General features: G+C 58.6%; 12 protein-coding genes. 4 read left to right on the top strand and 8 right to left on the bottom strand.

Annotated elements, in window-relative coordinates; genetic code table 11:
- The coding region (locus PLU01S_RS09095; RefSeq protein WP_084339929.1) for a LysR family transcriptional regulator at nt 1-732 on the bottom strand (732 nt) is incomplete at its 3' end.
- Nucleotides 733-901: 169 nt separating this feature from the next.
- Here PLU01S_RS09095 and PLU01S_RS09090 point away from each other — a divergent pair.
- From PLU01S_RS09090 to PLU01S_RS09075, 4 genes are read left to right on the top strand one after another with little or no spacing between them, the layout of a single operon-like run.
- Entirely contained in the window at nt 902-2,404 is a 1,503-nt protein-coding gene (locus PLU01S_RS09090; protein ID WP_074826935.1) for an efflux transporter outer membrane subunit, read from the top strand.
- Nucleotides 2,405-2,411: 7 nt separating this feature from the next.
- Nucleotides 2,412-4,604 carry an FUSC family protein gene (locus tag PLU01S_RS09085; protein WP_074826937.1) on the top strand — a complete coding sequence of 731 codons (2,193 nt, stop codon included), beginning with the start codon at nt 2,412-2,414 and terminating at the stop codon, nt 4,602-4,604.
- Complete coding sequence (locus PLU01S_RS09080; RefSeq protein ID WP_010796023.1) at nt 4,594-4,794, top strand: DUF1656 domain-containing protein; 201 nt, start codon at nt 4,594-4,596, stop codon at nt 4,792-4,794. The genes PLU01S_RS09085 and PLU01S_RS09080 overlap by 11 nt, the downstream gene beginning before the upstream one ends.
- A 12-nt stretch (nt 4,795-4,806) precedes the next feature.
- Nucleotides 4,807-5,706 (top strand): efflux RND transporter periplasmic adaptor subunit, encoded by a 900-nt coding sequence (locus tag PLU01S_RS09075; protein WP_019366673.1) that lies wholly within the window; start codon nt 4,807-4,809, stop codon nt 5,704-5,706.
- Nucleotides 5,707-5,788: 82 nt separating this feature from the next.
- Here PLU01S_RS09075 and PLU01S_RS09070 read toward each other — a convergent pair whose 3' ends face one another.
- The 7 genes from PLU01S_RS09070 to bioF all read right to left on the bottom strand — a co-directional run bounded on the left by PLU01S_RS09070 (nt 5,789) and on the right by bioF (nt 12,733).
- Nucleotides 5,789-7,594: a phenylacyl-CoA dehydrogenase gene (locus PLU01S_RS09070; protein ID WP_074826939.1), complete on the bottom strand. Its 1,806-nt coding sequence runs from the start codon at nt 7,592-7,594 to the stop codon at nt 5,789-5,791.
- Nucleotides 7,595-7,800: 206 nt separating this feature from the next.
- Nucleotides 7,801-8,085, bottom strand: coding sequence for a hypothetical protein (locus tag PLU01S_RS09065; protein WP_074826941.1), 285 nt, complete (start codon nt 8,083-8,085; stop codon nt 7,801-7,803).
- A 125-nt stretch (nt 8,086-8,210) separates the two neighbouring features.
- Nucleotides 8,211-8,978, bottom strand: coding sequence for a hypothetical protein (locus PLU01S_RS09060; RefSeq protein WP_010796027.1), 768 nt, complete (start codon nt 8,976-8,978; stop codon nt 8,211-8,213).
- 368 nt (nt 8,979-9,346) lie between these two features.
- Nucleotides 9,347-10,027 carry a dethiobiotin synthase gene (bioD, locus tag PLU01S_RS09055; RefSeq protein WP_074826944.1) on the bottom strand — a complete coding sequence of 227 codons (681 nt, stop codon included), beginning with the start codon at nt 10,025-10,027 and terminating at the stop codon, nt 9,347-9,349.
- 4 nt (nt 10,028-10,031) lie between these two features.
- Nucleotides 10,032-10,847, bottom strand: coding sequence for a malonyl-ACP O-methyltransferase BioC (gene bioC, locus PLU01S_RS09050; RefSeq protein WP_074826946.1), 816 nt, complete (start codon nt 10,845-10,847; stop codon nt 10,032-10,034).
- Nucleotides 10,840-11,565 carry an alpha/beta fold hydrolase gene (locus PLU01S_RS09045; RefSeq protein WP_010796030.1) on the bottom strand — a complete coding sequence of 242 codons (726 nt, stop codon included), beginning with the start codon at nt 11,563-11,565 and terminating at the stop codon, nt 10,840-10,842. Before PLU01S_RS09045 ends, bioC begins: the two co-directional genes overlap by 8 nt.
- Nucleotides 11,558-12,733, bottom strand: a complete 1,176-nt coding sequence (bioF, locus tag PLU01S_RS09040) for an 8-amino-7-oxononanoate synthase (RefSeq protein WP_074826949.1) — start codon at nt 12,731-12,733, stop codon at nt 11,558-11,560. The genes PLU01S_RS09045 and bioF overlap by 8 nt, the downstream gene beginning before the upstream one ends.

Genomic DNA, 12,733 nt, shown 5'->3' with positions numbered 1-12,733 from the left:
GATCGGCAGGATGCCAATACCTAAACCGGCCTGGATGGCCTGAGTCATGGCATCCCCGACGTTAACCTGAAAGGAAGTAGTGCTGATGGTGACCATCTCCTGGCCGTTGGGACCATCGAATACCCATTTCTCAAGAGGTACAACCGGGCTTACCAGACGCATGCAGTCATGCTGGGTCAGCTCAGCAGGACTGCGAGGCAGCCCGCGGGCCTCCGCATATGCCGGGGAAGCACAAAGAATGCTGTAGGTATGGCCAATATTTTGCGAAACAAAGCCGGAATCCGGCAGCTCTGTGGCAACAACAATTGCTACGTCGTAGCCTTCATCGAGCAGGTCCGGCATACGATTGGCCATGGTGAGGTCAAAGTTGACCTCGGGAAACTGCTGACGATAGCCCGCAATCGCCTTGATCATGTAATGCTGACCGATCCCGGTCATGGAATGGATACGCAGCTTGCCGGCCGGCCGCGCATGAGCATCGCTGGCTTCGGCTTCGGCCTCTTCAACATAGGCCAGGATCTGCTCGCAACGCAGCAGGTAACGCTGCCCTGCCTCGGTCAGGGCAATCCGGCGGGTGGTTCGATGGAGCAGGCGGGTACGCAGATGCGCTTCCAGGCTGGCAACGGCTCGGGAAACATGCGCGGTGGTGGTGCTCAGCACTTGCGCCGCGCTGGTAAAGCTGCCGCTTTCGGCAACACAGGCGAAAACGCGCATATTGTGCAATGTGTCCATGATGCCCCTCATTAGTTAGCAAATAAATTTTGCCATGAACGCAAGAGGGGCATTATTACAAAATGTGAGATAAACATTCACAAACCGACCGGCTTATCTCAAGACAAGGGGTTTCCTAGAATTCACGTAGGTTTGAGCGACTCTCCCCTCGAATATCTGGACGCCTTCTGTGTCATTCCCCTGTAAGAATTCGCTGCTTGGCATAAGCTTTTTTGTTCTGACTTCAACAATCTCCGGCTGTATCAGCACCCACGGTATCGCGCCGGAGGCTCAACGTATCGATGCCGACACCCTGGCTACGGACGATGCCATCCGTGCGGCCAAGCTGGACGCCCAATGGCCGGCCAGCCAGTGGTGGCGCGCCTACCGTGACCCCCAGCTGGACCGGTGGATCGCTGAAGCCCTGACCAGCAATCCGTCACTGGCAGCCGCAGCGGCACGGGTACGCTCGGCCAAGGCAATGGCCGGACTGGTGGAATCCGCCGAGGCGCCCCACGTAAACGGCAGCGTTGACCTGCGCCGTTACACCTGGCCTACGGATAACTTCTATGGCCCGGGCGAGCTGGCCGACCGTACCACCTGGAACAACACCGCCTCCCTGGGGCTCAGCTACAAGCTCGACCTCTGGGGACGCGAGCACGACGACAGCGAACGTGCTCTGGATCGTGCCCATCAGGCAGCTGCCGAAGAACGTGTTGCGGTGCTCGAGCTGACGACCAACATCGTGCGAGCCTACATCCAGTTATCGTTGCAATATGCGCAACGTGATGTGGTCCACGCGACCCTGGAACAGCAGGAGCAGATCGCCAAACTGGCGAAGCGTCAGCTGGAAGGCGGCATCGGCACCCAGTTCGAGGTCAGCCAGGCCGAAGCATTGTTGCCGGAAACGCATCGACAGATCGAAGCCCTGGACGAAGCCATTGCGCTTTCTCGCAACCAGCTGGCCGCCTTGGCCGGTAAAGGTCCTGGCGACGCCGCCTCGCTGACACGCCCGCAGCTGCAACTGGGTGCCATGCCAACCCTGCCTTCCCGCTTACCACTGGAGCTGGTAGGTCATCGTCCCGACGTGGTGGCCAGCCGTTGGCAGGTCGCCATGAACGCCAAGGGTGTCGATGTAGCCCGCGCCGATTTCTATCCCAACATCGATTTGATGGCGAGCATTGGACAATCGATGACCATGGGCACCTTCAAGGAATTGTTCACGGCCAAAAAGACGGGTTACTCCTTTGGACCGGCTATCTCGCTGCCCATCTTCGATGGCGGTGAGCGCCGCTCGCAGCTTGGTATCGCATCGGCAGGCTACGACGCTGCGGTTGCACATTACAACCAGACCATCATCGAGGCGCTGAAGGACATCTCCGATAACCTGATTCGTCTCGACTCGGCCAACAAGCAGGCCGACATGGCCCGTGAGTCCGTGGAAGCGGCGCAGCGCACCTACGACATTGCCCGCAAGGCCTTCGAGCGCGGCCTGACCGATTACCTGCATGTACTGGACGCCCAGACCCGTCTGTTTGCCCAGCAGCGGGTGGAGCAACAGGTCCAGGCCATGCGCCTGAGCGCCCAGGCCGGCCTGATTACCGCTCTGGGTGGCGGTGCCATCGCACCTGAAGACGGCCCGGACGAAAAGGACCTGAAACCGGCACGTGTCGATATTGCCAAAAAGCCCTAAGGCCCTCATGAAAGCAGAAACGACTTCCACCCCCTCCACCAGCGCGTTTCGCCAGGCGCTTAACGCCTGGGCGAGAAGCGACGGTGTCATGTGGATCTACCTTTTCAAGGTACTGATCGCAGCCGGCCTGACCCTCTGGCTTGCCATGCGCCTCCAGTTGCCGCACCCATCCTCGGCGGTCATCACCGTTTTCATCGTGATGCAGCCGCAGAGCGGCCAGGTATTTGCCAAAAGCATCTATCGGTTGCTGGGCACGGTAGCAGGCCTGATCGCCATGCTGGCGCTGGTTGCCCTGTTTGCCCAGGAGCGGGTGCCCTTCCTGATCTGCATGTCAGTCTGGATTGGCCTGTGCACGGCCGGCGCCATGCGCTATCGCGATATGCGCAGCTACGGCTGTGTGCTGGCAGGCTATACCGCAGCGCTGATCGGTATTCCCGCTGTCATGAGCCCTGAAGGTGCTTTTATGTCAGCGGTTATGCGGGTACTGGCGATTTCGTTGGCCATTATCTGCAGCGGTATCGTCTCGGCAGCCCTTTTTCCGCAGACCACAAGCGCAGCCATGCGCAACGCCTTATACAACCGCTTTGGCACCTTTGCAGGCTACGTAGCCGATGTGCTGCGTGGCAAGCTGGAGCGGCGTGTCGTGGAGAGCGGTGGAGTGCGCTATGCCGCCGAGGCCGTCGGGCTTGAAAACATGCGCAGCGCTACAGCCTTTGAAGATCCGCACATGCGCATGCGCAGCGGTCGTCTCTCGCGGCTGAACAGTGAATTCATGACCATGACGACCCGTCTGCATGCCTTGAGTCGACTGCTTCTACGGTTGCGCCAGCGTCAGGCTGACGTTGTACTGTCGGCATTCGACATGGCGCAGGCTGCATTTCTGGAGCTCTTGGACAGCGTGCGTGGTCAGCCGCTGACACCACCGGACGCGGCAGCGGTCGCTGAACGTCTCTCGGCCTTGAGCGACCACACCCGCGTACGCATTCGGGAAGCCCGTGCTTCGCTACTTGCCAACGCGCCCTCCGAAGAAGATCGGCTGGACTTCGAGACGGCTGCCGAACTGCTCTTCCGTTTGGTGGACGATCTGCACAATTACGTCCAGACCCACGCGTCCCTGGCCGCTCCGCACCATGTACGCGAGCAATGGAAGGCGCGCTTCGTGGCCAAGGCCAATGCCATGGCAGCAACCGTGGCAGGTGTACGAACTGCCCTCATGGTGCTGCTGCTCAGCCTGTTCTGGATCATGACGGCCTGGCCCTATGGCGGCATGTTCGCCTCCAACGCGGCTGCCGTGGCCGCCCTCGCCTCGTCCAGTCCGATGCCCCACAAGACCGCCCAACAGATGGCCATCGGTGCATTTTTCGGCGTTACCGTAGGCTTTTTCATGAACTTCTTCGTCTTCACCCAACTGGATGGATACTGGATGCTCATGTTCGCCCTGGCACCCGTCTTCATGCTGGGCAGCTTTGTGGCCCTGCGTCCGGGTTATATGGGTTACGGGCTGGGTAGCATGGTGTTTTTCTGCTTTACCTCGATTCCCGACAACCCACCGGTGTATGACCCGTCAAACTTCATCAACAACGGTATCGCCGTGCTGCTGTCCATGGCGACCACAGCCGCGATTTCCTCGATCCTGCTCCCACCCAACAGCGCTTGGCTCTGGAGGCGCCTGGAGCGTGACCTGCGCCGTCAGGTCGTTCGTGTAACGAGTGACCCGCTGCCAGGGCTTTCGAGCCGGTTCGAAAGCGCCACGCGCGACCTGCTCAATCAGGCCTACGGTTTGGCCAATGGCCGTCCGCAGGTGCAGAAAGCGCTGTTGGGCTGGACCTTTACGGTCCAGGAAGTCGGTCAGGCCATCATTGAGCTGCGTCAGGAGCAGGAGCGCCTACCGGCCGAGCCTCGATTTGCCGAAGCGTCCCCTTGGCGTCAGTCGATCCGCGCCATGGGACGTGCCCTGGCCCGCCTGTTCCTGAAGCCAAGCCAGACCAATCTGCAACGTGCGCTCACCGCGGTGGACCAGGCCATTGCCTGCGTTGAAGCGCAGCGTGAGCCCTATAGCCAGCATTTCGATGAGTCGCCGCTGCGTCGCATCCAGAGCTTCCTGCATTTCATTCGAACCTCCCTGCTCGACCCGCACGCGCCCCTGGCGCAATACGCTGCGCCGAGCGAGCCCGTCACAGGAATCGCCCATGCCTCGTGAGATTGCTTTCCACGGTGTGTACCTGCCCACCGTTACCGTGCTGTTCATTGTTGGCCTGCTGGTGATGTGGGTCGTTGATCGCCTGTTCGCCAGCATTGGGCTGTATCGCTTTACCTGGCACCCCTCCCTGTTCCGCCTGAGCCTGTTCGCCTGCATCTATGGCGTCATGGCGCTGACCGTCTATCGTTGAGAGCCTTGTTCCATGACCTTGAAGAACCTTTTTAGCGTATTGGCGACCCTGATCGTCGTGGTAGCCGCACTGGTGATAGGCCGGCTGCTCTGGGTGCATTACATGAACGATCCGTGGACGCGGGACGGACGCGTGCGCGCCGATGTCATCAACATCGCACCGGATGTGTCGGGCCTTGTGGTCAACGTGCCGGTGCATGACAACCAGCTGGTCAAGAAAGGCGACCTGCTCCTGCAGATCGATCCGTCTCATTACGAGATTGCCGTGCATCAGGCCGAAGCCCTGGTCGCTTCGCGCAAGGCAACGCTGGACATGCGCCTGCAAAACGCCAAGCGCCGCGCCGATATCGACAGCCTGGTCGTTTCCAAGGAGAGCCGTGAAGACGCTAGCAGCATTGCCGCGTCGGCCGAGGCAGATTACAAGCAGGCCCTGGCTCAGCTTGAGGCGGCCCGCCTGAACCTGTCCCGCACCCGCGTGGTGGCGCCGGTGGATGGTTATGTCACCAACCTCCTGGTCTACCGTGGCGATTATGCTTCGGCCGGTGCACCCAAGCTTGCGATCATCGACAAGAACTCCTACTGGGTTTATGGCTACTTTGAAGAAACCAAACTGCCCCACGTGAAGATCGGCGCACCCGCCGAAATGCGAATGATGAGCGGCATGGTGCTTAAGGGCCATGTGGAGAGCATTGCCCGGGGTATCTACGATCGGGACAACCCGCAGAGCCGCGAGCTGATCGCCGATGTGAACCCGGTATTCAACTGGGTCCGCCTGGCGCAACGAATTCCGGTGCGCATTGCCATCGATGAAGTGCCGGAAGGCATGGAGCTGTCTGCCGGTACCACCTGTACGGTCGTGCTCGACGACGGTACAGGTCATGACCACCACAATTGGCTGGGCTTTGCCGACTGATACCGGCCTGCCTTACCGATCGACCAATAAAAAAAGGGCTGCACCGAGAGGCGCAGCCCTTTTAAGTTTCAGCTCTGACGAATCAATAGCCCAGCGCAAAGTCCTCTTCTGCCACGTCCATCAGGCTACCAGCCCCTGCCAGCATCGCTTCGACGTGCATGCGGGTACGTGGCAGCAGACGCTGATAATAGAAACGCGCGGTCTGCAGCTTGGCCTTGTAGAACGCAGCCTCATCGGTTCCGGCAGCAAGCTTCTCGCTGGCTACACGCGCCATATCGGCCCAGAAGTACGCCAGGCAGACATAGCCGGAGTACATCAGGTAATCCACCGCCGCAGCGCCTACTTCCTCACGGTCCTTCATGGCGGCCATGCCGACCTTGAGGGTAACGTCGCCCCATTCCTTGTTCAGCTTGGCCAGCGGCTCGATAAACTCCTTGAGCTCAGCATTGCCTTCCTGCGCCTGGCAGAACTTGTGAACGATCTTGGTAAAGCCTTTGAGCGACTCACCCTGGGTCATCAGTACTTTACGACCCAACAGGTCGATGGCCTGAATACCGGTAGTACCCTCGTACATCATGGCGATACGGCTGTCGCGCAGGTTTTGCTCCATGCCCCATTCGGAAATGTAACCATGACCGCCATAGATCTGCATGCCATGGCTAGCCGCTTCGAAGCCCACTTCAGTCATGAAGGCCTTGGCAATCGGCGTGATGAAGGCCAGCAGCGCATCGGCTTTCTTTCGCTCTTCCTCATCCTGGCTGTAACGGGTCACATCTACCAGCTTGGCAGCAAAGTAGATCATGGCACGGTTGCCTTCAGCGAACGCCTTCATGGTCAGCAACATGCGGCGGACGTCCGGGTGGACAATGATCGGGTCAGCAGCCTTCTCGGGCGCTTTTGGCCCGGTCAGGGAGCGCATCTGCAGGCGTTCACGGGCATACCGGATACCGCCCTGGAAGGCGATCTCCGCATGGGCCAGACCTTGCAGAGCCGTCCCTACGCGCGCCGTGTTCATGAAGGTGAACATGCAGTTCAGGCCCTTGTTAGGCGGGCCGATCAGAAAGCCTTTGGCGCTATCGAAGTTCATCACGCAAGTGGCATTACCGTGGATGCCCATCTTGTGCTCGATGGAGCCGCAGGTCACACCGTTGCGCTCGCCTATGCCCCCTTCGGCATTGGGCAGGAACTTGGGTACGATGAACAGCGAGATACCCTTGGTACCCGCCGGTGCGTCAGGTAGGCGGGCCAACACGATATGCACGATGTTGTCGGTCAGGTCATGTTCACCGGCAGAGATAAAGATCTTGGTTCCGCTAATCGCGTAGCTACCGTCAGCCTGCGGCTCGGCACGGGTACGCAGCATGCCCAGATCGGAGCCGCAATGGGGCTCGGTCAGGCACATGGTGCCTGTCCATTCGCCGGAAACCAGTTTGGTCAGGTAGGTGTGCTTCTGCTCGTCGGTACCATGGCTTTCAATGGTGTTCATCGCGCCATGGGAAAGGCCTGGATACATGCCCCAGGACCAGTTGGCCTGGCCGATCATTTCCGACAAGGCAATACCCAGCGACTCAGGCAGACCCTGGCCGCCATGAGCAGGATCATGCGGCAGACTTGGCCAGCCACCTTCTACGAATTGCTGATAAGCCTGCTTGAAGCCTGTCGGCGTCTTCACGCCCGACTCGCTCCATACGCAGCCTTCCTTGTCACCGACACGGTTCAGCGGCGACAGGACCTGCTCGCAGAACTTGGCGCCTTCCTCAAGAATGGCGGCAACCATATCCGGGGTAGCATCCTGGCAGCCGGGCAAGCTCTGGTAATGCGCGTCATAACCCAGCAGTTCGTCACGGACAAAGCGGATATCACGCAAGGGAGCCTTGTAGTCAGGCATGACTGTTACCTCTGGAATGCATTTTTATGGGAAGGCGCCGCAGGGATCTCCTGACCGGCGTTAAACAGTTGTTTGAAACTTATGTTTTCCTCTGAGGCCTGTCAAGCGTGTCTGACCACAGGCGACACCTGGATACAAAAACGCCGCGAGTGGTTATCCACCCGCGGCGCTTGTATTACACCTTCTCCCCCTGGAGGGAACAGAGGTCAGGCGTAGGTATCGATAAGGCTTCCCAATGTTGCACTGGCTGCCTGGATAACTCGAGAGCCCGCCAGGGCCTCGCGCTTACCCGCTTGCAACTCGACCAGCTGTGCGGCCTTATCTGCCTGATTCTGAGAAGCTCCATCGACGCTGCGAACCTGATCGACACGTGTCTGCGCATCATTCGGCAGGCTGCTGGCCGCAATGGCTGCACCGGCCTGATCGACACGGAACTGGCCAGCCTGATAGGCCGCCACCCCGTAAGTGAAACTGTTTCCGGAAATATTCATAAGCCGCTCCCTTTAACTGCTTGAGGCGTTTGGCCATTGAAGCAGATTCCGGCATCGAACCCTATGATTAAAACGTCATGCTTGCCGCTTCGCTTAGCGTCAGTTCGAATAACCAGGGAACGGTATCAGCCAGGCAATGCCTTCTTGTTAATCTTGCGCGCCCGCCTCTGGTTGGCGCCGAGGAAAAGCCTGGACATCCACTGGTGACTGTGTGGGTCCCCATAATGCAGCAAGACCGTTGCGCGTAGTGTATTAGGATCACAAGGCTCATTGGCATGTATGCTTCTATATCCCCAGAAGATATAAAGATTGCCAGGAACAAGTTTTATTTTGATGGGCTTGAGCAGGTTGTACTTGATCAATAAAGCTATGAACTTCTGACTTAATGGATTTTGAATAAGTGCTTTCTCGATAATATTGATGGCCACACTGCTCCTGATACGGCGGGTATTGGGAAACATAATAAAATCGCCACACTGGTCAGTATCATTTGGGATGAAAACAGGCACGAGTGCCGTTAATGCCGTGGCGTCATAATGAAAATAGTTGGACTCTTTAAGACCGGTTTTACCTTGCAGGCAACGCACGGCCGGAAAGATCTCTTCCTCTTCCGGTACCCGCCTGCCCAGACCGGCTTCCTGAACATCCGCCAGCATTTTCCTGAACCTCACCGAGGTGCTCAGCGCCTCGAAAAGACTACCAGTTACCGACTTTATGCCATGTAGCGCAAAATATTCGGAGTTATGTTTGTGAGTTTCCCGCAGAACATAGTCACGTGCACTTTCAAGTTGTTCCGTCGAAAGAAAGTGTTCAATAACGGCATAGCCTTGCCTCTCGATGTCGAGCGCCAGCCGAGAAACGTCTTGAGCATCAATACGCTTGAAGACAGGCATACAAAATCCTTTTTCCATTCTTGATATTGTTATAAAACTGGAACTACCACCAACGTCTGAACACCATGAGCAACTATCGGTAAGTCGTATAGCAATAAATATTAAAGGCATACAGTCACGCGCCATGCCGCAATCAATCATTAAGAATGATTGGCAGGCATAGCGAACAAACAGAAAGCACTCATAACCGCGACGAGAACATCCCTTTTAGATGAGGCGGGAAAGAGATCAATCGAGGCAAATGGACTATATGCGAAGCCGGAAAAAGCTGCGCAAAATTAAAGTAATCGCTGAAAAACTTTGTAATAAATAACGTCTATTCTGATATTAAAGTGCCTTATCACGAGCAGTCAGATACCAAAGGCGCATTAACGCGCCAATTGGCTTAAATCCAGATAATCCGCAACGGCCGCCGGCGTGGCTTCAGCCAGATAAGGAACAGTGCCCAGGCAAGGTGCAGGCAGGCGCTCATGAAGCGTGGCGAGGTTATCCTCCAGGCGTGATGTCTGCGGATCGACAATATTGGCAACCCAGCCGGCCAGGTTGAGCCCATCCTGCGCAATGGCTTCAGCAGTCAGCACCGCGTGGTTGATGCAGCCCAACCGTACACCCACCACCAGGATGACGGGAAAACCAACGGCCCTGGCTACATCTGACAGGTTCGCCTGCCCTTCCAGCGGTACGCGCCAGCCACCTGCACCTTCGACCAGCATGAAGTCGGCCTGTTTGGCCCGCATGGCCTGAATGGGCGCGACCAGGGCATCGACTGTCAAGGATGTTCCTACCTCACGGGCCGCCAGATGTGGAGCAATAGCAGGCGCAAAGGCCAGCGGATTGACCTCGGCGTAACTCAACGGCAACGAACACTCGCCCCAGAGCGACAACGCGTCGCTGTTACGCAGCCCCTCGGGCGTCATCTCGCAACCAGAAGCCACAGGTTTGACCGCTGCCGTGGAAAGCCCCGCAAGGCGGGCTACATGCAGCAGGCCGGAAGCAATGGTGGTCTTGCCGATTTCGGTATCGGTGCCGGTAATGAAGTAAGCAGACATAAGATCAGGATTCTTTCTGGAAAATGCCGTAAACCACGCGATAGCAGGCCGGGAGACCTTGGGGCTGGCGGAAGCGCTCATACGCTTGCGCCAGGGCATTCAGGCGGGCGCGTCCGGTCAAGCCAGTAGCGCGGCCAGGGTTCACGTTATGGGCGCCGAGCGCCTTGAGTTCATGGGTCAGCCTGCGGACATCCGGAAAATGCAGAACGCGTGTTTCGACGTCCAGCACCCTCTGCTTGAATTCACTGGCCGCACAGGCCCGCTGATAGACTTCAAACTGGCGGAAACGGTTAACGTGAACGAAACCATCCACTGCCTGCCAGCTGTCCCGCAACTCCTGCAGTGTACCGGTACACAGGCTGGTGAATGCAAACAGCCCACCGGGCCGCAGGATACGCTGGGCCTCGGATAATACCGCCGAAAGGTCGCCACACCATTGAATGGCAAGGCTGGTAAACAGCAGATCGCACGCCTGGTCCTTGAGCGGCAGCCGTTCGGCATCACCCGCCACAAAGTGCTCGGCCCCGCCGAGTGGACGTGCATGGCGCAGCATGCCTTCCGCCAGGTCAACGGCGATACCTTGCGCGTTGGGATAACGGGCCGCTAGCGCCCGGGTGAAGTAGCCTGTACCGCAGCCCAGGTCGACCCAGCGCTCTACAGCCTGCTCGGGCATACGCGCCAGAAGCGCTTCGCCGACATCACGTTGCAGGCTGGCAACGCTGTCATAGCTGGCCGCCGCCCGGGAGAACGAAGCCGCCACTTGCCTTTTATCCGGCAAGGAGGCGCCCTCCTGCGTTATTACAGGTAAAGCATCAGCCATCACGGCCCTCATAAATGAAACGTTCAATCGCTGCGGCAATTTCGTCCGGACGCTCCAGCGGCAGGCCATGGCTGGCCGGCTCGAAGACATGAACTTCGATGTCGGGTATCTCATCCATCAAGGCTTGCGCAGCCGATACCGGTACCAGTGCATCGTTTGACGCAAACAGGTGAAGTTGCGGACCGCTATACGCCTGAAGCGCCTCGCGTGTGTCCAGTTGCGCCAGCAGCTCAAGCCCGGCCACTGCGACTTCACCGGACGTCTCTGGCAAGGCCACCTGCAGTAGGCGTGCAAGCGTCTTGCGGTCCCGAGCCCCCTGGCTGACCAGATGGGTAAAGCGTTTGAGCGTCAGCTCCGCATCGAGCGTGCAGGCCTCGTAAAAATCAGTGAAGACACTGCGTGACATTGCGCTTTGCCAACCATGACGGGCAACAAAGCAGGGATTGCTGGCCATAGTGATCAACCCCAGGGTACGGTCACCCCGCCGCCGGGTAAGCTCACTGGCGATCATGCCACCCAATGACCAGCCACCCAGCCAGACGTTATCCGGCAGCCGGGCGTCGATATCATCGAACCAGCCACTGGCATCGGCCATGTCCGGCAAGGGTTCGATCAGTACATCCAGATATGGTGCTATTTCGAGGAGCTCATCACGCAGCGGCTCCAAAGGGGCCGTGCCCAGACCCCACCCGGGCAGCAGCACTAAAGTGTCACGCATGTTCCGTTCCTTTCAATTCCGACCAAGCTTCGGCAAGTGCGGCGAGCAGACGATCGACGTGCTGCTCGCTGTGTGCGGCCGACAGAGTAACCCGCAACCGGGCACTATTGTTCGGAACCGTAGGGGGACGGATCGCCGTGACGAGAATTCCATGGCGTTTCAGAGCAGCCGAAAAGGCTAGTGCCTGCTCGCTACTGCCGACCAGAATCGGTTGGATCGGGGTGAAGCTGTCCATCAGCGAAAGGCCGATAACCTGCGCGCCAGAGCGGAATCGCTGGATCAGTGCATTCAAATGCTCGCGCCGCCAGGACTCTGTCTGAAGCAACTCCAGCGCCTTCAAGGTGGCACAGGCTACTGCTGGCGGCTGGCTGGTGGTGTAAATGTAAGGACGTGCGAACTGGATCAAGGTTTCAATCAGCTCATCGCTGCCCGCTACAAAGGCGCCTGCAGTACCAAAGGCTTTGCCCAGCGTACCGACCAGCACTGGAACCTCATCCATACCCAGTCCAAAATACTCGGCTGCACCGCCTCCCTGCCTGCCCAACGGACCAAAGCCGTGGGCGTCATCGACCATCAGCCAGGCGCCCCGGTTGCGTGTCACTTCAACCAGGGCCGGCAGGTCGGCCACATTACCGTCCATGCTGAATACACCGTCCGTTACGACCAGCGTATTACCTTCAGCCTTGTCGAGCCGGCTGGCCAAGCTTGCTGTATCGTTATGCAGATAGCGGGAGAAGCGCGCACCGGACAGCAGCCCCGCATCCAGCAGAGACGCATGGTTGAGCCGGTCTTCAAGCACCGTATCACCACGGCCAACCAGGGCTGTCACGGCCGCAAGGTTGGCCATGTAGCCCGTGGAGAACAGCAGTGCCCGAGGGCGCCCGGTAAACTCAGCCAGCGCCTCTTCCAAGGCATGATGGGGGCCGCTATGGCCGATCACCAGATGCGAAGCGCCCCCGCCTACGCCCCAACGCTCGGCACCCTTTTGAAGTGCCGCGATGACGTCTGGATGATTGGCAAGGCCAAGGTAGTCGTTGTTGCAGAACGCCAGGAGCGGCTGGCCGTCGACCACTACTTCAGGTCCTTGCGGGCCTTCCAGCAATGGTCGCTGACGGTACAGGGCTTGCTCGCGGCGCTCAGCGAGGCGTCTGGCCAGGTCGAACGGCAT

This window comes from Pseudomonas luteola NBRC 103146, from assembly GCF_002091675.1.
In the GTDB taxonomy this organism is placed as follows: Bacteria; Pseudomonadota; Gammaproteobacteria; order Pseudomonadales; family Pseudomonadaceae; genus Chryseomonas; species Chryseomonas luteola.
The sequence above is the reverse complement of the archived record's forward strand: the minus strand, read 5'-3'. Positions and strand labels throughout refer to the sequence as shown.

Bases quoted from the DNA above. Each gene is read 5' to 3' on its own strand.
- PLU01S_RS09085 (WP_074826937.1), top strand. From the start codon at position 2,412: ATGAAAGCAGAAACGACTTCCACCCCCTCCACCAGCGCGTTTCGCCAG.
- PLU01S_RS09080 (WP_010796023.1), top strand. From the start codon at position 4,594: ATGCCTCGTGAGATTGCTTTCCACGGTGTGTACCTGCCCACCGTTACC.
- PLU01S_RS09075 (WP_019366673.1), top strand. From the start codon at position 4,807: ATGACCTTGAAGAACCTTTTTAGCGTATTGGCGACCCTGATCGTCGTG.
- PLU01S_RS09070 (WP_074826939.1), bottom strand. From the start codon at position 7,594: ATGCCTGACTACAAGGCTCCCTTGCGTGATATCCGCTTTGTCCGTGAC.
- PLU01S_RS09065 (WP_074826941.1), bottom strand. From the start codon at position 8,085: ATGAATATTTCCGGAAACAGTTTCACTTACGGGGTGGCGGCCTATCAG.
- PLU01S_RS09060 (WP_010796027.1), bottom strand. From the start codon at position 8,978: ATGCCTGTCTTCAAGCGTATTGATGCTCAAGACGTTTCTCGGCTGGCG.
- bioD (WP_074826944.1), bottom strand. From the start codon at position 10,027: ATGTCTGCTTACTTCATTACCGGCACCGATACCGAAATCGGCAAGACC.
- bioC (WP_074826946.1), bottom strand. From the start codon at position 10,847: ATGGCTGATGCTTTACCTGTAATAACGCAGGAGGGCGCCTCCTTGCCG.
- PLU01S_RS09045 (WP_010796030.1), bottom strand. From the start codon at position 11,565: ATGCGTGACACTTTAGTGCTGCTGCCCGGGTGGGGTCTGGGCACGGCC.
- bioF (WP_074826949.1), bottom strand. From the start codon at position 12,733: ATGCCGTTCGACCTGGCCAGACGCCTCGCTGAGCGCCGCGAGCAAGCC.